The 24,804-nt window shown below is 65.0% G+C and carries 23 protein-coding genes; 9 read left to right on the top strand and 14 right to left on the bottom strand.

All coding sequences use genetic code 11. The features are described from left to right. Positions 1–119 precede the first annotated feature (119 nt). Positions 120–668 carry a GTP cyclohydrolase I FolE gene (gene folE, locus N5C28_RS08075; RefSeq protein ID WP_279821486.1) on the top strand — a complete coding sequence of 183 codons (549 nt, stop codon included), beginning with the start codon at positions 120–122 and terminating at the stop codon, positions 666–668. 274 nt (positions 669–942) lie between these two features. Here the strand turns inward: folE and N5C28_RS08070 are convergent, their stop codons facing one another. Then, complete coding sequence (locus N5C28_RS08070; RefSeq protein WP_279821485.1) at positions 943–1,182, bottom strand: DUF3820 family protein; 240 nt, start codon at positions 1,180–1,182, stop codon at positions 943–945. A 152-nt stretch (positions 1,183–1,334) separates the two neighbouring features. Here N5C28_RS08070 and N5C28_RS08065 point away from each other — a divergent pair, with 152 nt between their 5' ends. Beyond that, the gene (locus N5C28_RS08065) at positions 1,335–1,703 is read left to right on the top strand and encodes a glutaredoxin (protein ID WP_279821484.1); all 369 of its coding nucleotides are present in this window, start codon (positions 1,335–1,337) and stop codon (positions 1,701–1,703) included. Positions 1,704–1,848: 145 nt separating this feature from the next. Further along, positions 1,849–4,149, top strand: coding sequence for an EAL domain-containing protein (locus tag N5C28_RS08060; RefSeq protein WP_279821482.1), 2,301 nt, complete (start codon positions 1,849–1,851; stop codon positions 4,147–4,149). A gap of 4 nt (positions 4,150–4,153) precedes the next feature. Here the strand turns inward: N5C28_RS08060 and N5C28_RS08055 are convergent, their stop codons facing one another. From N5C28_RS08055 to N5C28_RS08040, 4 genes are all read right to left on the bottom strand, one after another. After that, on the bottom strand, positions 4,154–4,699 hold the full coding sequence (locus N5C28_RS08055; RefSeq protein ID WP_279821481.1) for a cupredoxin family protein: 546 nt from the start codon (positions 4,697–4,699) through the stop codon (positions 4,154–4,156). A gap of 121 nt (positions 4,700–4,820) precedes the next feature. Continuing rightward, complete coding sequence (locus tag N5C28_RS08050) at positions 4,821–5,195, bottom strand: hypothetical protein (protein WP_279821480.1); 375 nt, start codon at positions 5,193–5,195, stop codon at positions 4,821–4,823. Between the two features lie 76 nt (positions 5,196–5,271). Next, positions 5,272–5,874 carry a glutathione S-transferase family protein gene (locus N5C28_RS08045; protein ID WP_279821479.1) on the bottom strand — a complete coding sequence of 201 codons (603 nt, stop codon included), beginning with the start codon at positions 5,872–5,874 and terminating at the stop codon, positions 5,272–5,274. A 50-nt stretch (positions 5,875–5,924) separates the two neighbouring features. Continuing rightward, positions 5,925–7,085 (bottom strand): PLP-dependent aminotransferase family protein, encoded by a 1,161-nt coding sequence (locus N5C28_RS08040; protein ID WP_279821478.1) that lies wholly within the window; start codon positions 7,083–7,085, stop codon positions 5,925–5,927. An 83-nt stretch (positions 7,086–7,168) separates the two neighbouring features. Between N5C28_RS08040 and N5C28_RS08035 the strand changes: the two genes are divergently transcribed. After that, on the top strand, positions 7,169–7,624 hold the full coding sequence (locus tag N5C28_RS08035) for a MarR family transcriptional regulator (protein ID WP_279821477.1): 456 nt from the start codon (positions 7,169–7,171) through the stop codon (positions 7,622–7,624). Between the two features lie 25 nt (positions 7,625–7,649). Here the strand turns inward: N5C28_RS08035 and N5C28_RS08030 are convergent, their stop codons facing one another. Beyond that, positions 7,650–8,285 carry a hypothetical protein gene (locus tag N5C28_RS08030; protein ID WP_279821476.1) on the bottom strand — a complete coding sequence of 212 codons (636 nt, stop codon included), beginning with the start codon at positions 8,283–8,285 and terminating at the stop codon, positions 7,650–7,652. 167 nt (positions 8,286–8,452) lie between these two features. Between N5C28_RS08030 and N5C28_RS08025 the strand changes: the two genes are divergently transcribed. Beyond that, complete coding sequence (locus N5C28_RS08025) at positions 8,453–9,067, top strand: LysE family translocator (RefSeq protein WP_279821475.1); 615 nt, start codon at positions 8,453–8,455, stop codon at positions 9,065–9,067. Continuing rightward, positions 9,067–10,263: a benzoate/H(+) symporter BenE family transporter gene (locus N5C28_RS08020; protein WP_279821474.1), complete on the top strand. Its 1,197-nt coding sequence runs from the start codon at positions 9,067–9,069 to the stop codon at positions 10,261–10,263. Before N5C28_RS08025 ends, N5C28_RS08020 begins: the two co-directional genes overlap by 1 nt. Before the next feature lie 55 nt (positions 10,264–10,318). Here the strand turns inward: N5C28_RS08020 and N5C28_RS08015 are convergent, their stop codons facing one another. Next, positions 10,319–11,203, bottom strand: a complete 885-nt coding sequence (locus N5C28_RS08015) for a bile acid:sodium symporter family protein (protein WP_279821472.1) — start codon at positions 11,201–11,203, stop codon at positions 10,319–10,321. 147 nt (positions 11,204–11,350) lie between these two features. After that, the gene (locus N5C28_RS08010; protein WP_279821471.1) at positions 11,351–12,112 is read right to left on the bottom strand and encodes an SDR family oxidoreductase; all 762 of its coding nucleotides are present in this window, start codon (positions 12,110–12,112) and stop codon (positions 11,351–11,353) included. Between the two features lie 228 nt (positions 12,113–12,340). Between N5C28_RS08010 and N5C28_RS08005 the strand changes: the two genes are divergently transcribed. Continuing rightward, entirely contained in the window at positions 12,341–13,348 is a 1,008-nt protein-coding gene (locus tag N5C28_RS08005) for an NADP-dependent oxidoreductase (RefSeq protein WP_279821470.1), read from the top strand. Between the two features lie 199 nt (positions 13,349–13,547). Here N5C28_RS08005 and N5C28_RS08000 read toward each other — a convergent pair whose 3' ends face one another. From N5C28_RS08000 to N5C28_RS07980, 5 genes are all read right to left on the bottom strand, one after another. Beyond that, entirely contained in the window at positions 13,548–16,616 is a 3,069-nt protein-coding gene (locus N5C28_RS08000) for an efflux RND transporter permease subunit (protein ID WP_279821469.1), read from the bottom strand. Then, the gene (locus tag N5C28_RS07995) at positions 16,613–17,614 is read right to left on the bottom strand and encodes an efflux RND transporter periplasmic adaptor subunit (RefSeq protein WP_347881256.1); all 1,002 of its coding nucleotides are present in this window, start codon (positions 17,612–17,614) and stop codon (positions 16,613–16,615) included. The genes N5C28_RS08000 and N5C28_RS07995 overlap by 4 nt, the downstream gene beginning before the upstream one ends. Before the next feature lie 123 nt (positions 17,615–17,737). Next, positions 17,738–18,517: an ABC transporter permease gene (locus N5C28_RS07990; RefSeq protein WP_279821547.1), complete on the bottom strand. Its 780-nt coding sequence runs from the start codon at positions 18,515–18,517 to the stop codon at positions 17,738–17,740. An 11-nt stretch (positions 18,518–18,528) separates the two neighbouring features. Beyond that, entirely contained in the window at positions 18,529–19,461 is a 933-nt protein-coding gene (locus N5C28_RS07985) for an ABC transporter ATP-binding protein (protein ID WP_279821466.1), read from the bottom strand. Between the two features lie 193 nt (positions 19,462–19,654). Next, positions 19,655–20,314 carry a transglutaminase family protein gene (locus N5C28_RS07980; RefSeq protein ID WP_279821465.1) on the bottom strand — a complete coding sequence of 220 codons (660 nt, stop codon included), beginning with the start codon at positions 20,312–20,314 and terminating at the stop codon, positions 19,655–19,657. Positions 20,315–20,469: 155 nt separating this feature from the next. On the opposite strand from N5C28_RS07980, the gene N5C28_RS07975 reads away from it, so the two are divergent. Continuing rightward, entirely contained in the window at positions 20,470–22,917 is a 2,448-nt protein-coding gene (locus tag N5C28_RS07975; protein WP_279821464.1) for an acyl-CoA dehydrogenase, read from the top strand. Positions 22,918–22,987: 70 nt separating this feature from the next. After that, entirely contained in the window at positions 22,988–23,398 is a 411-nt protein-coding gene (locus N5C28_RS07970; protein WP_279821463.1) for a PA2817 family protein, read from the top strand. A 129-nt stretch (positions 23,399–23,527) separates the two neighbouring features. Here N5C28_RS07970 and N5C28_RS07965 read toward each other — a convergent pair whose 3' ends face one another. Further along, a complete protein-coding gene (locus N5C28_RS07965; protein ID WP_279821462.1) occupies positions 23,528–24,727 on the bottom strand; it encodes an alpha-hydroxy acid oxidase in 1,200 nt (399 codons plus the stop codon). Positions 24,728–24,804 lie beyond the last annotated feature (77 nt).

Here is a 24,804-nt window from a genome sequence, read left to right as displayed (position 1 = left end):
GACAACTCGAGCGGCCAATGGCGACAACCGACTGCCCGGGCCGCTTGCGGCCCTTGCCAGCGTAGCGGCCGCGCCCTACCCTTGCGCCTCTGTGCATACGAGTCCCCACAGGAAACCCCATGTCCCTGGAACAGAATTACACCGCGATCCTCGGCCAGCTCGGCGAGGACGTCTCCCGCGAAGGCCTGCTCGACACGCCCAAGCGCGCTGCCAAAGCCATGCAGTACCTCTGCCGCGGCTACCAGCAGACCCTGGAGGAAGTCACCAACGGCGCGCTGTTCAGCTCCGACAACAGCGAAATGGTGCTGGTGAAGAACATCGAGCTGTATTCGCTGTGCGAACACCACCTGCTGCCTTTCATCGGCAAGGCCCACGTCGCCTACATCCCCAGCGGCAAGGTCCTGGGGCTGTCCAAGGTCGCGCGCATCGTCGACATGTACGCCCGCCGCCTGCAGATCCAGGAAAACCTCAGCCGCCAGATCGCCGAAGCGGTCCAGCAGGTCACCGGCGCCCTGGGCGTGGCGGTGGTCATCGAAGCGCAGCACATGTGCATGATGATGCGCGGCGTGGAGAAGCAGAATTCGTCGATGGTCACCTCGGTGATGCTCGGTGAATTCCGCGAAAACGCCGCCACCCGCAGTGAGTTCCTGAGCCTGGTCAATAACTGATCCGTTCAGGTGTCACAAAACAGCCGGCCTTGCGCCGGCTGTTTGCTATCCGGCCCCCGCCCGATGGGACGCGGAGCGTCCCGGATGCATTCCCACGCAGAGCATGGGAACGATCAAAGGCCTCTCCTACAGATAGCCCGACTGCCGCAACCCGTAGGGTGGACAACGCGAAGCTTGTCCACCACCTGCGCGCCAATGGGACGCGGAGCGTCCCGGATGCGTTCCCACGCGGAGCGTGGGAACGATCGACCCATGAAGTCGCGCAACCGCGCCTTCAGCGGTTTTTCTTGAACCCTTCCCGCGGTTTGCGCCGCAACGGGTCGAGCAAGGGCGACAGGCCGTTGTGGTCGATCTCCTGCATCAGCGCCAGCAGGCGTCCGATCTCGCCCTGAGGGAAGCCTTCGCGGGCGAACCAGTTGAGGTAGTTGCCCGGCAGGTCGGCGATCAGCCGCCCCTTGTACTTGCCGTAGGGCATCTCGCGGGTTACCAGCAGTTCCAGGTCTTCGGGTTTCATCGGCGTGTCGGGGCTCCATGGCTGGCCTGGGATTATGCCCAATACGCCGGCGCGGTGCTCGCCAGAGGCGCCGTTCGGCATCGCGACAGGCCAAACGCCAGCAAACTCGGGTAAGCTTCGCGACCGCATTTTTCACCCGAGGTAGTGTTTCGATGATTCTCAAGGTACTGCGCAATGGCCTCGGCCAACTGATCGTGCTGATTGACCTGCTGACCCGCCCCGCCAAGCTCAAGCGCAGCCCCGAGGCCCAGGCTGCCGCTGAACAGGCCGCGCAGAACCTGGCGCTGTACCAGTTCCACGCCTGCCCGTTCTGCGTGAAAACCCGCCGTACCCTGCACAAGCTGAACCTGCCGGTGGCCCTGCGCGACGCCAAGAACGACCCGGTGCACCGCCAGGCCCTGGAGCAGGAAGGTGGCAAGATCCAGGTGCCGTGCCTGCGCATCGAGGAAAACGGCCAGACCACCTGGCTGTACGAGTCCAAGGCCATCGCCGCCTACCTGCAGGACCGCTTCGCCGCCTGATCCCTGCCCGCCCCCTGCCGGTCGTCTGCTGCCGACCTGAAGGGGGCCCTGCCACCCGGCACCGACGTGCGTTTGCCTCTACGCTGAAAGGAACCCTTCTCATCTGGCGTTCCGCTGCGCGATGAACCCCCTGAAGCAATCGATCATGCTCGTGCTGTTGCTCCTGGTGGCCATGTTCATCAGCGGCATGTGGGTCATGTCTTCGCTCAACCTGGGGTACTCGCAGCAGGCCCTTTCCGAGCTGCGCCGGGCCCAGATCGAGGACACCTTCAAGGCCAACCTCGAACGGATCGATGCCCGTCACCAGTTGATGGAGCAGAACACCGAAGACCTGGCGCGCCTGGGCGAGACCTTCAACCGCCTGCAACTGGACCGCGGCAGCAACCAGGAACTGGAAAACGCCTTGCGCCAGCATGTGCGCGACTTCCCCGAGGCCTTCGGCGGCGGCCTGTGGTTCGAGCCCCAGGCCTTTCCCAACGCGGCCTACGGCTTTGCCCGCTACGCCTACTGGGCCGCCGAGAACCGCATCGCCATGGTGCGCCACCCCGGGCAGGACAATTACCCGCAACAGCCGTGGTACCGCACCGCGCTGCCGCCAGACTGGCGCCAGACCCCGCTGCAGCCGCACCCCTACTACTGGAGCGCGGCCTACCACAGCGAGCAGGCCAAGGCGGTGCTGATCACCCTGGCCAGCCCGATGCACAACCAGGACGGGCGGATCATCGGGCTGGCCACCACCGACTGGCGCCCCGAAGAAGCCATCAAGCTGATTGGCCGCGTGCGGGTTACGCCCAGCAGTTTTGCCTTCCTGCTCGACAGCGACAACCGCAACCTCTCCAGCCCCGCCCAGGGCAACGGCGGCCAGCCTGCCGAACCGGTGATGCACGCCATTCTCAAGCGCCTGCAGGGGCGCAACGGCGCGGCCACCGAGCGGCGTCCGACCTCCGGGGTGATGCAGCGCGACACCCTGGCGGTGGACGGGGTGGATTACACCCTGCTGCACGCCCGCACCCAGTCGGGGATGCTGTTCGGGATCGGTGTGCCGCAGCACGAGATCGACTCGGTGCTCGAACCGATGCGCGCCAGCAACTACCGCATCCTGGCCATCATGGGCGTAAGCCTGCTGGTGTTGTCCGGTCTGATCCTGTATTTCGTGGCCGGCATCATGCGCCAGCTCGATGCCTCCTACACCGACCCGCTGACCCAGCTGCCGAACCGCGCCCGGCTGCTGCAGGACCTCAAGCGCCAGCCGCGCAGCAGCCTGATCCTGATCAACCTGGACGCCTTCAAGGAAATCAACGGTTTCTTCGGCCACGAGTGCGGCGACTACGTGTTGACCACCCTGGCCAGTCAGCTTGGCCACCTGCTTACCCAGGACCATGAATCAGGCAAGCAGCGGCTGTACAAGATGAGCGCCGACGAGTTCGCCGTGCTGATCGCCGAACAGCTCGACGCCCGGCAGCTGGAAATACGCCTGCAGGCCCTGTCGACCTTCATCCACACGCGGTTGCTGCTCTGGCACGACCAGGAAATCAACCTCACCGCCACCCTGGGCGCCGCGGCGTTTGCCGGCAAGCCGGCGGTGGACGTGCTGTCCGCTGCGGCCATCGCGCTCAAGCTGGCGCGCCAGCGGCAGAAGAATCACCTGGTCTACGACCCCGCCCTGAAGCTGCGCGAGCGCTACGAACACAACCTGCAATGGGCCAATCACCTCAAGCTGGCCCTGCAGGAAGACCGTATTCGCCCCTATTTTCAGCCGATCATGGACAACCACAGCGGGCAGATCAGCAAGTTCGAATGCCTGGTGCGCATGCTCGACGAGAATGACCAGCCGGTGAACCCGGCGCTGTTCCTGGATGTGGCGAAGCGCATCCGCCTGCACCGGCAGATCACCCGGATCATGGTGGAGAAATGCTGCGCGGTGTTCCGCGACCTGCCCTTCGAGTTTTCCATCAACCTGTCCTACGAGGACATGGTCGACCCCGAGCTGACGCGCTTCATCAAGCTCAAGCTGCTACAGAGTGGCATCGGCCCGCGACTGATCTTCGAGATACTGGAATCGGAAGGCATCGAGAACTACGCGAAAGTACACGCCTTCATCAGCGACGTGAAAGCGCTGGGCTGCCGCATTGCCATCGACGATTTCGGCACCGGCTACTCCAACTTCGAGCACCTGCTGCGCCTGAACATCGACCTGATCAAGATCGACGGCAGCCTGATCAAGCAACTCGACAGCGACGCCAACGCCTACAGCGTGACCCAGGGGATCGTCAATTTTGCCCGCAGCCTGGGCATGCAGACCGTGGCCGAGTTCGTCCACGGTCCGGCGGTGCAACAGAAGGTGCAGGCCCTGGGCATCGACTACTCCCAGGGCGCGCATATCGGCATGCCCCAGGCGAACCTGGTGATTCGCCCGTCATTCCTGGCGCCTGCCAATACCCTCTAGGGCCTTATTCGGCGGCCACCACGCGGATCTGGCCGACCATGCCAGCCTGGTAATGGCCAGCGATCAGGCAGGCGAAGTCGAAATCCCCCGCCCGGTTGAAGGTCCACACCAACTCGCCCTGCTGCCCTGGCCCGACATGGACCATGTACGGCGCGTCGTGCTGCATGCCAGGCATCTTGGCCATCATGGCCGCGTGGGCATCCAGCTCGGCCTTGTTGCCCAGCACGAACTCATGCATCAGGGCGCCCTCGTTGCGGTGCACGAAACGGATGGTCTCGCCCTGCTTGACCTCGATCTGCTCGGGGACGAAGCGCATCTGGTCGTTCATCCGCACCTCGATCACCCGGTCGACGGCCTGTGGGTCGCCGGCGATGCCCCAGGGCTTCTGCCCGTCGCTCGTCCCGTGGACCGCGTGCTCACCGTGCCCGGCGGCATGATCAGGGGCGGCGCCGTGGCCGGCGTGGGCGTCGTCATGGGCCAGGGCGACAGGGCTGGCCAGGAGCGCCGTGGCGGCCAGGATCAGGGCGTTCAGGTTCAACAGTTGTTTCATCGTGTTCTCCTCGTGTTCCGCGTTCCCACGTCACAGACGCGCAAACACGGAAAGCGGCGTTGCGCGCAGGCTGCGGGCAATCGCCAGGTAGCGGTGGTCGGCGTCAGGACGCCGGAAGGAATCAGAGGAGCGACGGCCGCGGTGGGCGTTCCGGCGTGTCGGCGATGAAACCATCGAAATGGACGAGGGCTGCCCTGGACGGCCCGTTCGCCTGCCAGGGAGAAAAGCGGCTCGCCGTGCTGTTCAACACCGCCGCACCGACACAGCCGGCGCACAGGCTGCAGGTGCCGGCGCTGGGCGTCTGCTGGTCAGGCTGGTGATCGCCGTGGTGCGAAGCGCTGGCCGTCTCATGCTGGCCACCGTGGTGGGCCGCCAGGCTGGCAGCGGCGGACGGCGCAACCGCATGGCAGGCCTGCATCACGCTGGCAGCCATCGCCTGCGCCGGGAGGGCGAGCATCAGCAGCCAGATGAGGGTGATACGCCAGGGTGCGCGCATGGACGTTCCAGGGAAGGACGGCGTGGACAACGCGGGGATTATGCGGCAATTCCCCCGGTTGTCCACGCCACCGCGTTCAGCCCAGCATGGTCACGTGGCGCGGGTGGCTGGCGACACGCTCCAGCCAGGCCCGCACGGCCGGGTAGGCACCCAGGTCGAAACCGCCTTCGTCAGCCACGTGGGTGTAGGCATAGAGGGCGATATCGGCGATCGAGTAGTGATCGCCCACCAGGTACGGCGTGCGCTGCAACTGCTTTTCCATGACCTTCAGCGCCTTGTAACCACGGGCCTGGCAGACCAGGTACTCCTCGCGGCGCTCCTCCGGCATGCCCTGATAGAGCTGGATGAAACGGGCGACTGCCACGTAGGGTTCATGGCTGTACTGCTCGAAGAACTGCCACTGCAGCACCTGGGTACGCAGGCGCGGCTCGGTCGGCAGGAAGTCGCTCTTGTCGGCGAGGAAGTTGAGAATCGCGTTGGACTCCCACAGGCAGGTGCCGTCTTCCAGCTCCAGCACCGGGATCTTGCCGTTGGGGTTCTTCGCCAGAAACGCTTCGCTCTGGGTTTCACCGCGCAGGATGTCGATCGGCACCCACTCATACGGCAGGTCGAGCAGGTGCAGCATCAACTTGACCTTGTAGCAGTTGCCCGACCGGTGATCGCCATAAACCTTGTACATGCGTGTGCCCTCCCCTTGATTCATCCTCGTGCTGTTCGATTACCGCGCGCTCACGCGCCGGCCTGTGCCTCACGGATCACGTTGGCCAGTCGCTTGAGCCCTTCGCCCAGGCGCTCCGGCGCCACATGGCTGAAGTTCAGGCGCAGGTGGCCCGGGTGCTGGTCCGGGTCGATGAAGAACGGTTCGCCCGGCATGAACGCCACGTTCTGAGCCAGGGCCGGTGCCAGCAACGTGCGGGTGTCCAGCGGCTGCTTGAGGGTCAGCCAGAAGAACAGCCCGCCCTGGGGCACCTGCCAGTCGGCCAGGTCGCTGAAGTGCTCTTCCAGCACCGCCTGCATGGCGTCGCGGCGCAGCCGGTAGAAGTCACGCAGCTCGGCCAGGTGACCGCGGAATTTCTCGCTGCCCAGCCATTGCAGCGCCTGCCACTGGCCAATGCGGTTGGTGTGCAGGTCGGCCGACTGCTTCAGGCGCAGCAGGTACGGGAACAGGTCCGGGGTGGCGATCAGGTAGCCGACGCGCAGGCCCGGCAGCAGGGTCTTGGACACAGTGCCGGTGTAGATCCAGCTGGCCTTCTTCAGGCGGCTGACGATCGGCGTGGCGCTGCCGGCGTCGAACACCAGCTCGCGGTACGGTTCGTCTTCGATCAGGGTCACGCCGAACTCGTCCAGTAGCGCCGCCACGGCGTCGCGCTTGGCTTCGCTGTAACGCACGGCCGACGGGTTCTGGAAGGTCGGGATCAGGTAGGCGAAGGCCGGTTTGTGCTGCTCCAGGCGCTGGCGCAGGGCATCGATCTGCGGGCCGTCGGCCTCCTGCGGCACGGCGATGCAGTCGGCACCGAACAGCTGGAACGCCTGCAGCGCGGCCAGGTAGGTCGGCGCTTCGAGCAGCACTTCGGTGCCCGGGTCGATGAACAGCTTGCTGGCCAGGTCCAGGGTCTGCTGCGAGCCGCTGACGATCAGCACCTGGCTGGCGTCGCAGGGCACGCCCAGGGCGCGGGCTTCGGCGGCGATGGCTTCACGCAATGCCGGCTCGCCCTCGCTCATGCCGTACTGGCCCATGCTCGCCGGCATTTCGCTCCAGTCGACCTTGGGCAGCATCGGTTCGGCGGGCAGGCCACCGGCGAAGGACATCACTTCCGGACGTTGCGCCGCGGCAAGAATTTCACGGATCAGGGAGCTTTTGAGGCGGGCAACGCGTTCGGAGAAAGCCATGGAAGATCACCGGTAGCAAAGGCAAGGAAAAATAAGTCAAACTGCTTGACCGAAACTACGATGCCTCGGGCAGATACGTCAATATGCTTGACCTTAAAAATCCGACCACTCAGCAGGCTGCCATGGAGGCATTCTTCCTCGGGTACCAGGCGTTTACCGCCAAACCCGATGAAATGCTGGCGCGCCGAGGCCTGTCGCGGGTGCACCACCGCATCCTGTTTTTCATCGCCAAGTACCCTGGCCTGAGCATGAAGGAACTGCTCGGCTACCTGGGGGTGAGCAAGCAGGCGCTGAACACGCCGTTGCGCCAGCTGCAGGAGATGCACCTGGTCGAAAGCGTGGCGGCGACGGACGACAAGCGCAAACGCCTGCTGGTGTTCACGCCCGAAGGCGCCAAGCTGGAAGCGGCGCTGCGCCGGGAGCAGGCCAAGCTGCTGCGCCGGGCGTTCGCCGAGGCGGGAGAAGCGGCGGTGAATGGCTGGCTGACGGTCAACCAGACCCTGCGCAAGGGACCGGGCGCCGAGGACGAGCGGCGCTAGCGCCGCCCTGCCCCGTCGCCTTGCATCAGGCTGACTGCTGAAGCTCGTTGGCGGCCTTGAAGAACACCAGGGCCATGGCCACACCGGTGCCCAGCAACGGGATCAGCGCCAGAACGATCAGGATCACCGTGGCCAGCATCAGGCCACCGATGATGTTCATCCAGGCCATGACATTGAACGCGGGGTAGACGTTCTCCACCTGACGCAGGCGAATGCCCATCCAGACCAGCAGCCCGCCATAGACACACAGCAGGCCGAAGTAGATGAACATCGGCGCGCCCAGCTCGCTGGTGGCATCCCCCCAGACCAGCTCCATGCCGCTGAGCAGCACGCCCAGCACCACCACCGCCCACACCGGGTTGGTGAGCTTCTCGGCAGCGAAACGCTGCTCCGCGAACTGTTTCAGGCGCAACAGCAGGTAGGCCCCCAGCAGCGCGGTGACCGGGCTGAGCCATTGGCTGAGCAGCGTCAGCAGCGGGTCTTCGAAATAGCCGCTGGTGAATGCCGCACCGAGGGCGACCAGCGAGCCCAGCACCGACACCAGGCTCAGCCAGCCAAGCATGCGCAACTGGCCGGCGGTCCAGCCTTCCAGGGTGCGGGGCGCCGCATCATCCACCAGGGCGACCTGGGGAGCGGCGTAGGGGTTGTTCTCAGTGGGCATCGCGGTTCCTTGTGCGCGGTTTCGTGAAGACGCAGACACTACCCGTTGCGGCAAGGTTCGCCAATCGACTGTATCGCCTTTTACGCAGGTGTCTGTACGGCGACGCCTTGCCGCGCAGGGCATAGTCTTGCAGGCATTCCCGCAGGTTTGCCCCCGAGTGCCCGAGCATGACTCCCGAACTGCTGATCGCGTTCATCGCGTTTGCCTTCGTCACCTCCGTGACGCCCGGCCCCAACAACATGATGCTGCTGGCCTCCGGGGTGAACTTCGGCCTGCGCCGCAGCGTGCCGCACATGCTCGGTATCAGCCTGGGTTTCATGGTGCTGGTGATGGCCGTGGGCCTGGGGCTCGGCCAGGTGTTCGAGCGTTTTCCGCTGCTCTACACGGTGCCGCGCTACGTGGGCGCCGCCTACCTGCTGTACCTGGCCTGGAAGATCGCCAACGCCGGCGCCCCGAACAGCCAGACGGGCGAACAGGGCAAGCCGTTCAGCTTTCTCCAGGCGGCGGCCTTCCAGTGGGTCAACCCCAAGGCCTGGGTCATGGCGATCGGCGCCATCACCACCTACACCCCCCAGGAAAACTTCGTCACCAACGTGCTGCTGATCGCCGCCCTCTTCGCCCTGGTCAACTGCCCCAGCGTCGGCATCTGGACCATGGCCGGCAGCCTGCTGCGCAACTGGCTGAACGACCCTCGGGTGCTGCGCGCCTTCAATATCGTGATGGCGCTGCTGCTGGTGCTGTCGCTCTACCCGATCCTCATCGACGTCAAAGGAGTGTTGTGATGACCGAAACCGCCCAGGCGCGCCTGCGCCCACTGGCCGATACCTCGACCTCGGCAGTGGTGGCCGGCTTCATTGCGATGCTCACCGGCTACACCAGCTCGCTGGTGCTGATGTTCCAGGCCGGTCAGGCCGCCGGTCTCACCAGCGGGCAGATTTCCTCGTGGATCTGGGCGCTGTCGGTCGGCATGGCGATCACCAGCATCGGCCTGTCGCTGCGCTACCGCGCGCCGGTGATGGTCGCCTGGTCGACCCCCGGCGCCGCACTGCTGATCAGCAGCCTGCCGAACGTGCCGTACAGCGAAGCGATCGGTGCCTACATCCTCTGCTCGGCGCTGATCCTGCTGTGCGGCGTGACCGGTAGCTTCGACCGCATCATGCGCCGTATCCCCGGCTCAATCGCCGCGGCGCTGCTGGCCGGCGTGCTGTTCAAGATCGGCCTGGAAATCTGCGTGGCCGCCGAGCAGCAGCCGCTGCTGGTGGTGGCCATGCTCCTGGCTTACCTGCTGGGCAAGCGCCTGGCGCCGCGCTACGCAGTGCTCGCGGCGCTGGTGGTCGGTTGCGTGCTGGCCGGGGTGTTCGGCCTGCTCAACTTCAGCCAGTTCGAGCTGCAACTGGCGATCCCGGAATGGACCACCCCCAGCTTCTCGCTGGCCGCCTCGATCAGCATCGGCATCCCGCTGTTCATCGTCGCCATGGCCTCGCAGAACCTGCCGGGCATGGCGGTGTTGCGAGCCAACGGCTACGACGTGCCGGCCTCGCCGCTGCTCAATACCACTGCGGTGGCCTCGATCCTCATGGCGCCCTTCGGCTCCCACGGCATCCACATGGCGGCCATCAGTGCGGCGATCTGCGCAGGCCCGGAAGCCCACGAAGACCCGCGCAAGCGCTACACCGCAGCGGTCTGGTGCGGGATTTTCTACGGCATCGCGGGCATCTTTGGCGCGACCCTGGCGGCGCTGTTCGCGGCACTGCCCAAGGCGCTGATCCTGTCGATCGCCGCCCTCGCCCTGTTCGCCTCGATCATCGGCGGCCTGACCCAGGCCATGCAGGAGCCGAAGGAGCGCGAGGCCGCGCTGATCACCTTCCTGGTGACCGCCTCGGGCATGACCCTGTTCTCGGTCGGCTCGGCCTTCTGGGGCATCGTCGCCGGCCTGCTGACCCTGGTCATCCTCAACTGGGGCAAGGCCGACAGCTGATCGCCAGCTGAAACGAAAAAAGGCGCCCGCGGGCGCCTTTTTTCATGGGTGCAACTCAGGCCTCGGCGGCCAGCTGCTTGCCGTGGGCGAAGTTGACCCACCAGCCGAACAGCGCCGCGGTGAAGAACATGATGATGCTGTAGATCGCCGCCGGAATGGCCATGGTCGAGTTGTTCAGCAGCATCGGGCTGAGCGCCAGGGCGATTGCCAGGGTGCCGTTGTGAATGCCGATCTCCATGCCGATGGCCACCGCCTGGCGCAGGCTCAGCTTGCACAGGCGCGGCACGTAGTAGCCGACCGCCAGGCTGATCAGGTTGAAGGCCAGCGCCGCCCCGCCCACCAGCGGCGCGTAATCGACGAACGTCTGCCAGTCCTTGACCACCGCCAGCAGGATGATGACCAGCAGGAACAGCGCGGAGATGATCTTCACCGGCTTTTCCATGCGCGCGGCGAAGCCGGGAAAGCGGCTGCGCAGCCACATGCCGATGGCCACCGGGCCGAGCACGATGACGAACACCTGCACCACCTTGGCGAACTGCAGCGGGATGGCCTGGTCGCCGTCCATGAAGTACGCCAGCGACAGGTTGACGATAAACGGCATGGTGAGGATGGCGATCACCGAGTTGACCGCGGTCAGGGTGATGTTCAGCGCCACGTCACCGTGGGCCAGGTGGCTGTAGAGGTTGGCCGTGGTGCCGCCAGGGGATGCAGCCAGCAGCATCATGCCGACGGCCAGGGCCGGTGCCAGGCCGAACGCCTGGACCAGGAAGAAACACACCAGCGGCAACAACAGCAATTGGCAACCCAGGCCGATCAGCACCGGCTTGGGAAACTTGGCCACCCGGGCGAAATCCGCCAGGGACAGTGACAGGCCGAGCCCCAACATGATGATGCCCAAGGCAACGGGCAGGAAAATGGTCAGTAACGGATCTGCGGTCATTCTTGTTCTACTCCGGGATCGGGACAGCGCAACGATTCTGGCGAGAGCCTGATTGAGTCCGCAGTGACTTTAGCGGCCAATCGGCGGCTGCGGGGTAGCAAAATGTAAAAAGGCGCCCGCAGGCGCCTTCTTTACCACAATCGCGTGTCAGATCGCCGTGGCACCGCCATCGACGGCCAGGGCCTGGCCGGTGGTGAACGCGGCGTTGTCGCAGCACAGGTAGAGCACGGCGGTGGCGATTTCCTCGACCTTGCCGATGCGCCCGACCGGGTGCATGGCGGCAGCGAACTCGGCCTTGCGCGGGTCCGCCTCGTAGGCGCGGCGGAACATGTCGGTGTCGATCACCGCCGGGCATACGGCGTTCACCCGCACCTTCTTCTTGGCGTACTCGACGGCCGCCGATTTGGTCAGGCCGATCACCGCATGCTTGGAGGCCGCGTAGATGCTCATCTTCGGCGCAGCGCCCAGGCCGGCCACCGAAGCAGTGTTGACGATGGCACCGCCGCCCTGAGCCAGCAGCAGCGGAATCTGGTGTTTCATGCACAGCCAGACGCCCTTGACGTTGACGCCCATGATCGCGTCGTACTCGCTCTCCTCGCCATCGGCCAGCTTGCCCTTCTCGATCTCGATGCCGGCGTTGTTGAAGGCGTAGTCCAGGCGACCGTAGGCCTCCACGGTGGCGGCCATCAGCGCCTGGACCTCGGCATCGCGGGTCACGTCGCAGCGCACGAACAGCGCCTCGCCACCGGCGGCCCGGATCAGTTCGACCGTGCCTTCACCGCCTGCCACATCGACATCGGAAACCACCACCTTGAGGCCCTGGCCGGCGAAGGCCTGGGCAGTCGCGCGACCAATGCCTGCGGCGGCGCCGGTGACCAGGGCAACCTGGCCGGAGAAGGTAAAGCTCATCGGGTGCATCCTCATCCAAGGGAAACGTCTGGGTGGAGTCTAGCCAGCGAAGCGGCCGGCGCGGCAGCACTATTCGATCAGCCGTTGGTGCCCCATGAACGGCAGTGATTCACAGGCCTGGCGGCCATCATCCAGATGGATCAACTGCCATTCGGCGACGTCGCCAGACTTGCTCCGCGTCCCAGACAGGGCTATCACAAACCCTTTCCCGATCAGTGAGTACCTGCCATGACTGCCCCACTCAACCGTCAGTTCCTCCTCGCCCAGCGTCCGGTCGGAATGCCCAGCCGCGAGACCTTCAACTACGTGGAAAGCCCGGTCGGCGAGCCCGGCCCCGGGCAGATTCTGGTGAAGAACGCCTACCTGTCCCTGGATCCGGCCATGCGCGGCTGGATGAACGACGCCAAGTCCTACATCGCCCCGGTCGGCCTCGGCGAGGTGATGCGCGCCCTGGGCGTGGGCCAGGTGGTCGCTTCGCAGCACCCGGATTTTGCCGTGGGCGATCACGTCAACGGCGCCCTGGGCGTGCAGGACTATTTCCTGGGCGAGCCCAAGGGCTTCTACAAGGTCGACCCGAGCCGCGCGCCGCTGCCGCTGTACCTGTCGGCCCTGGGCATGACCGGGATGACCGCCTACTTCGCCCTGCTCGACGTGGGCGCGCCGAAGGCCGGCGAGACCGTGGTGATTTCCGGCGCCGCCGGGGCCGTGGGCAGCATCGCCGGGCAGATCGCCAAGCTCAAGGGCTGCCGCGTGGTGGGGATCGCCGGTGGCGCGGACAAGTGCCGGTTCCTGGTGGACGAGCTCGGCTTCGATGCGGCCATCGACTACAAGTATGAAGACCTGCACGCCGCGCTCAAGCGCGACTGCCCGAAGGGCGTGGACGTGTATTTCGACAACGTCGGCGGCGAGATCCTCGACGCCGTGCTGACGCGCATCAATTTCAGGGCCCGGGTGGTGATCTGCGGCGCCATCAGCCAGTACAACAACAAGGAAGCGGTGAAAGGCCCGAGCAACTACCTGGCCCTGCTGGTCAACAGCGCGCGCATGGAAGGCATGGTGGTGATGAGCTACGCCTCGCGCTTCAGCGAAGCCGCGCAGGAAATGGGCGGCTGGCTGGCCAGCGGACAGCTGAAATCCAAGGAGCACGTGGTCGAAGGCCTGCAGACTTTCCCGGACACCCTGCTCAAGCTGTTCAGCGGCGAGAACTTCGGCAAGCTGGTGTTGAAGATCGACTGAGGTTGGGAGGTTTGGCCGCGGGCTCAAGAGCTCGCGGCTGAAGCCGCTCCTACGGGGCGACAGTGAGCGGAAGGCCCCGGGTGTCGCTTCGCTCGACCCAGGCTACGGGCTGGCTTTTGTCTGTGGGAGGGGCTTTAGCCACGAGTGTGCAGCCTTCGCGGCTGAAGCCCCTCCCACAAGTCGGTGGCGCCTCCCTGCCCTAAGCCACCGCCAGGTCTTCATCCTGCTGTTTGAGCGGCCGCCAGCGGCGCAGCAGCATGTACAGCGTCGGGATCACGAACAGGGTGAAGAAGGTGCCGACCAGCAGGCCGCCGACGATCACCCAGCCGATCTGCTGGCGACTTTCCGCACCTGCCCCGCTGGCGATCGCCAGGGGCAGCGAGCCCAGGACCATGGCCCCGGTGGTCATCAGGATCGGCCGCAGGCGCTGCACCGAGGCCTCGATGACGGCGTGGCGCAATTCCGTGCCTTCGCGCTGCAGGTGGTTGGCGAACTCGACGATAAGGATGCCGTGCTTGGTAATCAGGCCGATCAGGGTCACCAGGCCGATCTGCGAGTAGATGTTCAGGGTACCGCCGAACAGCGTCAGCGCCAGCAAGGCCCCGGCCATCGACAGCGGCACGCTGAACAGGATGATCAGCGGGTCGGTGAAACTCTCGAACTGCGCGGCCAGTACCAGGAAAATGAACGCCAGGGCCAGGACGAAGATCAGCACGATCCCCGAACTCGATTCCTTGAAGTCCCGCGAGGTACCGGTGTAGTCGTACTGGGTTTCCGGCGGGAAGACCTGCCGCGCCGCCTGCTCGAGGTAATCCAGGGCCTCGCCCAGGGTGTAGCCGCTGCCGACGTTGGCGGTGACCGTCACCGCGCGCAGCTGGTTGAAATGGTTGAGTTCCCGGGGCGCCACGGTTTCGCGCACGTCGATCAGGTTGGAGAGCTGCACCATGCTGTCGTCCCGGGCGCGGACGTAGACGCGGTCCAGGTCCTGGGGGTTGCTGCGGTCGACATCCTGCAACTGCACCAGCACGTCGTACTGCTCGCCGTTCTGCTTGAAGCGCGTGACCTGGCGGCTGCCGAACAGGCTTTCCAGGCTGCGGCCGATGGTGGCCACGTCGGTGCCGACGGCAACGGCCTGCTCGCGGTTGACCGCGACTTTCAGCTGCGGCGCATTGAGCTTGAGGTCGCTGTCCAGGCTTTCGAGCCCCGGGTAGTCGCGCACCCGGTTGAGCAGTTCTTCCACGTAGACCTGCAGCTCCTGGTACTCCATGGACGAGCGAATGACGAAGTTCACCGGTTGGTTGCGCGCGCTCTGCCCCAGCGGCGGCCGATTGACCGGGAAGGCCCGCACCCCGGCGATGTCCTGCAGCTTGGGCAACAGCTCGTTGCGGATCTCGAACTGGCTGCGCGTGCGGTCGGCCCAGTCTTCCAGCTTCATGAAGGAGATGCCTTGGGCCACCGTCGGGAAGCCGGCCACCACCATGTAGCGGTTGGTTTCCGGGATGCTGGCGTAGGCGGCTTCCAGTTCCTGGGCATAGCGGCTGGTGTAGCCGATGGTGGCGCCGTCCGGGCCGTTGAACACGCCGACAATGGTGCCGGTGTCCTCGGTGGGCGCCAGCTCGGATTTCAGCCCGGCGAACAGCCAGACGCAGGCCAGCATGGTCGCCAGCAGCACGCCGACCACCAGCACCCAGGCGGACAGTGCCTTTTCCAGTACGTGCTTGTAGCGGTAGGTCAGGCCCCGCAGGAAGCCTTCGATCAGGTTGTAGGCGCGGTTGTGGGTCTGCTGGCTCTGGTGCGGCTTGAGCAGCACCGCGCACATCATCGGGGTCAGCGTCAGGGCCACGAAGCCGGAGACCAGCACCGCCCCCGCCAGGGTCCAGGCGAACTCGGTGAAGAGCTTGCCGGTGGTGCCCTGCATGAAGCCGATCGGGGCGAATACCGCGGCCAGGGTCAGGGTCATGGCGATCACCGCGAAGGCGATCTCGCGGCTGCCCTTGAGCGCCGCCTGCACCGGGCGCATGCCCTCCTCGATGTGGCGGTGGATGTTCTCCAGCATGACGATGGCGTCGTCCACCACCAGGCCGATGGCCAGGACCATGGCCAGCAGGGTCAGGGTGTTGATGGTGAAGCCCATCAGCGACATCAGGGCGAAGGCGCCGATCAGCGAAACCGGGATGGTCACCAGCGGAATGATGGTGGCGCGCAGCGAGCGCAGGAAGATGAAGATGATCAGGATGACCAGCCCCACCGCTTCCCAGATGGTAACGAAGACGTTGTCGATGGATTCGCGGATGAACAGCGAGTTGTCGTTGGCGATGGCCATTTCCATGCCGTCGGGCAGCAGCTCGCGGATGTCCGGCAGCGCCGCGCTGAGGCCATCGGAGATTTCCAGGGGGTTGGCCGTGGCCTGCTTGATCATGCCCATGGACACCGCCGGGCGGCCCTTGTAGCGCACCACGCTGCGCTCGTCCGCGGCGCCGATCTCGGCATGGCCGACATCGGACAAGCGCAGCAGGTAGCCCCGCGAATCGTCGAGGATCAGCTGGTTGAATTGCTCCGGGGTCTTCATGTCGGTTTCCGACAGCACGGTGAACTCGCGCTGCCGGGACTCGATACGCCCGGCGGGGATTTCCACGTTCTGCCGGCGCAATGCGTCTTCCACGTCCTGCACGGTCAGGTTGTGCGCGGCCAACTTCTCCGGGTCGAGCCAGATGCGCATGGCGAAGGTCCGCGCGCCGCGCACCTGCACCTCGGACACGCCAGGAATGGTCTGCAGGCGGTCCTTGATCACCCGCTCCAGCACGTCGGTGATTTCCATGGCGCTGTAGCGGTCGCTGTAGAAGGCCATCCAGATCACCGGCTGGGCGTCGGCCTCGACCTTCTGCACGATGGGCTCGTCGATCTCGTCCGGCAGCAGGCCGCGCACCCGACCCAGGCGGTCACGCACGTCGTTGGCCGCTTCATCGGCGTTGCTGCCCAGGCGGAACTGCGCAGTGATCTGGGTGTTTTCCGAGCGGCTGATGGAGCTGACGAAATCCAGACCGTCGATGCCCGACAGCACGTCCTCGATCGGCTGCGCGACCTGGGACTCCATGATTTCCGGGCTGGCGCCGGGATAAAGGACGTTGACCGTGACGATCGGCACGTCGATGTTCGGGTACTCGCGCACCGCCAGCCGGTCATAGGCCATCAGGCCGAGCAGCACGACGATCAGTGACAGGACCGTGGCGAAGACCGGTCGCCGGATACAGATATCCGACAGGGTCATGGCATGCGTTCCCCGCTCTTGGTGCGCACGGCGGTGCCCTGGTTGACCTTCTGCCAGCCGGCGCTGATCAGGGTTTCATCGCCCTGCAGGCCTTCGATCACTTCGACGCCGCCGTCCAGGCGGCGCCCCAGCTTCACTTCGCGGCGGTCCACCTTGCCGTCGATCACCAGGTTGACCAGCAACTGGTCGCCCACCGGCATCACCGCTTCTTCGGGGATCACCAGGGCACCGGGGCGCTCGGCGAGGATCACGTAGACCTTGACGAACTGCCCGGGGCGCAGGCGACGGTCGTCGTTGTCGATGTGGGCGCGGATCGCCTGGCTGCGACCGACTTCGTCCAGGCGCGGGTTGATGGCGAAGATTTCCCCGCGAAAACGTTCGTTGGGGTAGGCGTCGAGGCTGATCTCGACGATCTGTCCCAGACGCACCTGGCTGACGGCCTTCTGCGGGATGCGGAAATCCACTTTCAGCGGGTCGAGCACCTCCAGATTGACGATGTCCTGGCCGGCGCTCAGGTAATCGCCTGGGCTGACCTGGCGCAGGCCGAGCACGCCATCGTAGGGCGCGAGAATCTGGGTCTTGTCCAGGCGCGCCTGGGCTAGGGCCAGGCTGGCGCGCGCCGCCTGCTGCTGGGCGCTGGCTTCGTCCAGGGCCTGGGCATTGCTCGCGCCACGCTTGAACAGCATTTGCGAGCGCTCGAAGTTCTTTTCGGCAAGGTTGAGGTTGGCACGGGCCTGGGCGAATTCGGCGCGGGCGATGGCGTCATCCAGGCTGACCAGGCGATCGCCGGCGGCCACCGCCTGCCCTTCGCGGAAATGCAGGGCGGCCAGGCGGCCTTCGATCTCGGGGCGGATCATCACCGACTCGTCGGAGCGCAGCGAACCGAACGTCACCAGTTCGTCACGCACCAGGGTTTTCTTGACCGGGACCACCTCGACCATCGGGCCTTCGGCAGCCTGCACCACCGGCACGGCGCTCGAGAACAACAGCGATGCCATCAGGGAACAACGCAGGAGCGCGCGCATAACCAACCTCTAAAGATGCGTAGAGGCCGAGTCTAACGGCCTCGCCGCAGGACTCGGCCGTCCAAGATGTATCCCGATATTAGCGCTGTCGGCGCCTCACTGGCGCATGCCGCGACCGCTTACCAGCAGGCGGATGCACACCGCGTAGAGCACGGCCGTGGCGACCAGCATGAAGCCGATGGCGACGCCGATGCGAATGTCGGAAACGCCAAGAATGCCATAACGGAAGGCGTTGACCATATGCAGCACCGGGTTGGCCATCGAAACCGTCTGCCAAAACGGCGGCAGCAGGCTGATCGAGTAGAACACGCCGCCCAGGTAGGTCAGCGGGGTCAGCACGAAGGTCGGGATGATCGAGATGTCATCGAAGTTGCGCGCGTACACCGCATTGATGAAGCCACCCAGAGAGAAAATCGTCGCGGTCAGCAGCACCACGATCACGGTCACGCCCAGGTGGTGCACCTGCAGGTGGGTGAAGAACAGCGACAGCACGGTGACGATCAGACCCACGGCCAGGCCGCGCAGCACGCCGCCGACCACGTAGCCGGTGAGGATGGTGTGCGGCGACACCGGCGACACCATCAGCTCTTCGACCGACCGCTGGAACTTGCTGCCGAAGAAGCTCGACACCACGTTGCCGTAGCTGTTGGTGATCACCGACATCATGATCAGGCCGGGGACGATGTACTCCATGTAGCTGAAGCCGCCCATGTCGCCAATCTGGCTGCCGATCAGGTTCCCGAAGATCACGAAGTACAGGACCATGGTGATGGCCGGGGGCAGCAGGGTCTGCGGCCAGATCCGGGTGAAGCGACGGACTTCGCGGTAGACGATGGTACGCAGCGCCACCATGTTGGCGGCGAATTCGCTGTTCACGTAGGGCTCGCTCATACCGCCACCTTCGACAGGTTCTTCTCGACCAGGGACACGAACAGCTCCTCCAGGCGGTTGCTCTTGTTGCGCAGGCTGATGACCTCGATGTTCTGCGCCGCCAATTGGCGGAACAGCTCGGTGATGCCGAGGCTCTTCTCCACCTGGACCTCGAGGGTGTGGGCGTCGAGCAATTGCGCCGGGTAGCCCTGCAGCGCCGGCGGGACCAGCAGCGCATCCCGAACATCCAGCAGGAAGGTTTCCACGTGCAGCTTGCTCAGCAGCTCACGCATGCTGGTGTTTTCGACGATACGGCCGTGGTCGATGATGCCGATGTTGCGGCACAGCTGCTCGGCCTCTTCCAGGTAATGCGTGGTGAGGATGATGGTGATGCCCTGCTCGTTCAGCTCGGTCAGGAAGCTCCACATCGAACGGCGCAGCTCGATGTCCACGCCGGCGGTGGGCTCGTCGAGGATCAGCAGGCGCGGCTGGTGCACCAGGGCGCGGGCGATCATCAGGCGGCGCTTCATGCCGCCGGACAGCTCGCGGGAGGCGACGTTGCGCTTGTCCCACAGGCCGAGCTGGTTGAGGTACTGCTCGGTGCGCTCCTTGGCGATGCGCGCCGGGATGCCGTAGTAACCCGCCTGGGTCACGACGATGTCGAACACCTTCTCGAACTGGTTGAAGTTGAATTCCTGGGGCACCACGCCGAGGCAGCGCTTGAGCGCGTAGGGGCTCTTGTCCAGGTCATGGCCGAAGACATTCACCGTGCCGCTGGATTTGGTCACCAGGGTGGAGAGAATGCCGATGGTGGTGGACTTGCCGGCGCCGTTGGGGCCGAGCAAGGCGAAGAAGTCGCCTTCGGCGACGTCCAGATCGATACCGTGCAAGGCCTGGAAGCCGTTGCCGTAAGTCTTGGTCAACTGCCGGATGGACAGAGCAGTACTCATGGAAGACGTATGCACCTTTTAGTGGAGTGAGAAGACAGAGCGGGCCGCCGCGAGCGCACCGGACAGAACAATTCTAGCGTCAGGGCGCCGTCGTGCGCAGGCAACCGAGCATTGCATGCAGCAATGAATGGCCAGCAGCCTACCAGGCTCAGCGCAGGATGAAAGGCGCTGGCATCAATGTTCGCTATCAGCCTCAGGCATGATCGGCCTCGGCCTGCAGGTCGCCCACCATCAGCGGGGCGTCGGCGGCGAACAGGTGCGGGTAGCAGGCCGCGAGGTGGTCGAAGAACAGGTGCTCCGGCACATCGGCGAACTGGCCATGGTCGGCCAGGTATTCCATGTAGCGTTCGCCCGCCTGGTTGAAGGGGTGGAAGACGCTGTCTTCGCGGCCATCGAACTCCAGCGGCGCCACCTTGAACACCCGGCACAGCGCCAGGTTGAACGCCGGGGTCGCCTTGACCCAGCGCCCGTCCAGGTACAGCTCGGTATAGCCGTGCATGGCGAACACCTCGCTACGCAGCAGCTCCAGCAGGCGCGGCGTGGCCAGGTGGTTGCGCACATCCGCCAGGCCGATGCGCGCAGGAATCCCGCAATGCCGGGCGCAGGCCGCCAGCAGCACCGCCTTGGGCACGCAGTAGCTCTCCCCGCTCAGCAAGGCATGGCTGGCCTTGAGGGTCTGCGGGTCACGGCTGAAGACGTAAGGGTTGTAACGCACCCCGTCGCGCACGGCGTAGTACAGCGCCACGGCCTGCTCCCGTGGATCGCGACTCGATCCGCGGGAGCGTTCGGCGAACTCAATCAGCGCAGGGTGGTCACTATCGATGAAGCGGCCGGGTTCAAGGTACTCACGCATCGGGGTTTCTCCATGGCTGGAACGCCAGTCTAACCACGCTGTTTGCGCCCATGTCATGGCAATCCGGCCAAGCTCGCCGCCCTTGTCGCCATCGTGTCGACTAAGCTCGTGACGGCTGCTGCACTCTGTAGGGCCGTCATCATGGAGGATTTTGCATGCTCGCTGTCTGGTTGCTCGTTCTTGTCATCGGCACCGCCTACCTGGCCCATCGCCGCACGCCCCCCGCCACCGCCCTGGCCGTGATCGCCATCTACCTGATCGCCATGGGCGCGTTCAGCCATGCCCCTGGCTGGCTGCTGGTGATCTTCTGGGTCGTGCTGCTGGCGGTGGCCATTCCCCTGGCCTTCCCGGAGCTGCGCCGCAAGCGCTTCAGCGCCCCGCTGTTCGCCTGGTTCCAGCGGGTCCTGCCGCCGATGTCGGAAACCGAACGCGACGCCATCGAGGCCGGTACCGTGTGGTGGGATGGCGAGCTGTTCAGCGGTCGCCCCGACTGGGACACCCTGCTGAACTACCCCAAGGCCCAGCTGACGGAAGAGGAACAGGCCTTCCTCGACGGCCCGACCGAAGAACTCTGCGCCATGGTCAGCGACTGGGAAATCGGCCAGCAGATGGACCTGCCGGAGAAAGCCTGGGAGCACATCAAGCAGCACGGGTTCTTCGCCCTGATCATTCCCAAGGAGTACGGCGGCAAGGGCTTCTCCGCCTACGCCCACTCCCAGGTGGCGATGAAACTGGCCACCCGCAGCGGTGACCTGGCGTCCACCGTGATGGTGCCCAACTCCCTTGGCCCGGCCGAGCTGCTGCTGCACTACGGCACCGACGAACAACGCAATCACTACCTGCCACGCCTGGCCAGCGGCCAGGACATCCCTTGCTTCGCCCTCACCGGCCCGCTGGCGGGTTCGGATGCCGGCGCCATGCCGGACACCGGCATCATCTGCAAGGGCCAGTGGCAAGGCGAGGAAGTCATCGGCCTGCGCCTGACCTGGGAAAAGCGCTACATCACCCTCGGCCCGGTGGCCACCCTGCTCGGCCTGGCCTTCAAGGCCTACGATCCGGACCATCTGCTGGGTGACGAGGAAGAACTGGGCATCAGCCTGGCCCTGGTGCCTACTGACACCCCCGGGGTGGAAATCGGCCGTCGCCACCTGCCCCTGGGCGCCGCGTTCATGAATGGCCCGAACAGCGGCAAGGACGTGTTCATCCCGCTGGAGTACCTCATCGGCGGCCAGGAAATGCTCGGCAAGGGCTGGATGATGCTGATGAACTGCCTGTCGGTGGGTCGCTCGATCTCCCTGCCGGCCGTGGGCACCGGCGCCGCCAAGTACACCAGCCTGACCACCGGCCAGTACAGCCAGGTGCGCGAGCAGTTCAACGTACCGCTGTCCGCCTTCGAAGGCATCCAGGAGGCCCTGGCGCGCATCGGCGGCAACGCCTGGCTGATGGACAGCGCGCGCATCCTGACCGCCAATGCCGTGGACCTGGGCGAGAAACCCTCGGTGCTGTCGGCGATCCTCAAGTACCACCTCACCGAGCGCGGCCGCGAATGCATCGGCCACGCCATGGACGTGCACGGCGGCAAGGGCATCATCATGGGCCCGAACAACTACCTGGCCCGCTCCTGGCAAGGGGCGCCGATCTTCATCACCGTGGAAGGCGCGAACATCCTCTCGCGCAACCTGATGATCTTCGGCCAGGGCGCCATCCGCTGCCATCCGTACGTGCTCAAGGAAATGGCCCTGGCCACCCGTGAAGACCGCGACCAGGCGCTGATCGAGTTCGATGAACTGCTGATGCAGCACATCGGCTTCGCGGTCAGCAACGCCGCCAGCACCCTGGTGCTCAGCTTGAGCCTGGGTCTGTTCGGCCAGGTGCCGGGGGACAACCTCAGCCGCCCCTACTTCCGCGCGCTCAATCGCCTGGCCGCCGCGTTCGCCATGCTGGCCGACTTCAGCATGATGCTGCTCGGCGGCGAACTGAAACGCCGCGAACGCCTCTCCGCCCGCCTGGGCGACGCCCTCAGCCATTTGTACCTGGCCTCGGCGGCGCTCAAGCGCTACCACGACCTGGACTACCCGACCTACAGCCAGCCGATGGTCCGCTGGGCTCTGGAAGAAAGCCTGTTCCAGGCCGAACAGGCCCTGGACGACCTGCTGGCCAACTTCCCCAACCGGGTGTTCGGTTGCGCCTTGCGGGTGCTGGTCTTCCCGTTCGGCCGTCGCCACAAGGGGCCGAGCGATGAGCTGGATGCAGAAATCGCCGGCATCATCGGTCGCAACAGCGGCGACCCGGCGCTGGAGCAGGTGCTGGAGGGGTGCTACCGCCCGCGCGGCGAACAGGACCCCGTCGGCGCCCTGCAACACGCCATGGACCTGCTGCACGGCGTGAAGCCGGTCCAGAAGAAACTGGCCAAGGCCCTGAAGTCCGGCGAACTCAATCCGGCACCGGGCCAGAGCGACATCGACGCCGCCCTGGCTGCGGGCGTTCTCACCGCCGAGGAAGCACAGAGCCTGAGCCAGGCCGAAGCGGCGCGCCGGGTGGTGATCGATGTCGATGACTTCGCCAAGGACGAGCTGACCCTGGCCAGCGGCAAGATACGCTGACCGGCGAACGGGACAGCGGGCGCCGGGAGTCTTATACTCCCGCGCCCGTTTTGCTCAACAGGATTGCACCATGGCCATCAGCACCCTCGATCACCACCTCGCCCTGCTTACCCACCTGCGCGGCATCCTGGTCGCCCTGGGTGAGGCCGAGCAGATTCTCGATGACAGCCATGCGATGTTTGTCGAGCGTTATGACGAGCTGCTCAGCGAGCTGCCCCGCGATCCGGAAAGCAGCCTGTACCTGGGCCAGGAACTGATCAGCCAGATCTTCCACCGTTACCCGCAGATCGCCCACCTGGTGCCGCGCGACCTGCTGTGGTTCTTCGGCGGCGACTGCCTGCACTTCATGCCGGACGAGGAAATCGCCCTCTTCCAGCGCCTGGACGAACGCCGCTTCGAAGCCGAAGAAAACGACGAGCCGTTCGACTGGAACCAGGAAAAACGACTGCTGGCCCTGCCCACCGACGGCACCAGCCACTGAAACGAAAAAGGCCCGCTTCGGCGGGCCTTTTTAGGCGCTGCGAACGGCAGCCCGTCTACGGCCGCCATTTTCAACGCAGCATGCGCCACATCTGCTGCGTGTGCTAGACATCGTTTCCCGCCCCGGCACTCATTGAGGGCTTGTCACCAACGGGCGGCCATTGAGAGTCAGCCAGTCAGGCGAAAGCTGATCGATGTTCGGGCAGCCCATGAGATTAAGCGTGCGCTGCAGTTCTTCCGCCAGCAGATCGAGCGCTCGACAGGCACCCGCTTCGCCACCAACAGCAACGCCGTACAACGTAGCTCGCCCGAGCAGCACCGCATCGGCGCCAAGTGCCAGGGCCTTGACGATATCGGCACCTCGCCTGATACCTCCATCGAGCAGTACGGGTAAACGTCCGCGCGCAAGCGGCCCGATCAGTCGCAGGGCGTCCAACGCACTGGGCGCGCCATCGAGCTGACGTCCACCGTGATTGCTCAGCACCAGACCGTTCACCCCCAAGGCAATCGCGCGCTCGGCATCGGCTGGATGCAACACGCCTTTCAGCAACAGATTACCGCCCCACTGATCCCTCAACCGAGCCAGAGAATCCCAGTCAAGCAAGCTGTCCATCTGCTCGCCGATGAACTTCATTGAGCCAAGCGCTGTACGCTCCCCCGTCGGTAGATAAGGATCGAGATTTCCCATGGAAGGCAACCCATGCGGCCACATCACCTGCCGTAACCAGCGCGGGTGACGCAATACATCGATTTTATTGAGCAAGCTCAGTTGCCGCGGCCTTACGAAATTGCGCCGATCCCACTCGCGGTTGCCAAGCACCATTGCGTCGCTGGTCAGCAACAACGTATTGACACCGACTCGCTTGGCCCGGGCCAGCAGATCCAGTTGAATCCGCGTATCCCGCATGGCATACAACTGAAACCACAGATTGGCGTCCGGAACCTGGGCGGCTACCTGCTCCAATGAGGCGTTGGCCACGGTACTCAGACAAAATGGAATCTTGCGTTTGGCCGCCGCACGCGCCAGGTGGATATCTGCATCACGGCACAGCATGCCGTTATAACCAGTAGGACCGATCAGCATCGGCATGGATGAATCCAGCCCGAACAGGGCACGCCGAGTGACAGGAACATGGCACGGCACCAAGGATCGCTGCTGAAGACCAACTTCGGCATAAGCCTGAAGGTTGCGCAACAGGCTCGACTCATCCTCGGCACCGCCAGACAGGTATTCCCATGCAAAGTGCGGCAAGCGTCGACGCGCCTGTGAAGCGAATTCGGCAACGCTGTGAATGCGGCTCAGGTCCGTGCCACTGTAAAAACGACGCATACGCGCTCCTCGGCCATAACAGGTACTTGCCTCCCTAATCAAAAAGACCCGAGCGCCCGCGGGTACTGGAGCAGAGA

Origin of the sequence: Pseudomonas sp. GD03944 (genome assembly GCF_029839275.1) — a bacterium.
Lineage (GTDB): Bacteria > Pseudomonadota > Gammaproteobacteria > Pseudomonadales > Pseudomonadaceae > Aquipseudomonas.
The sequence above is the reverse complement of the archived record's forward strand: the minus strand, read 5'-3'. Positions and strand labels throughout refer to the sequence as shown.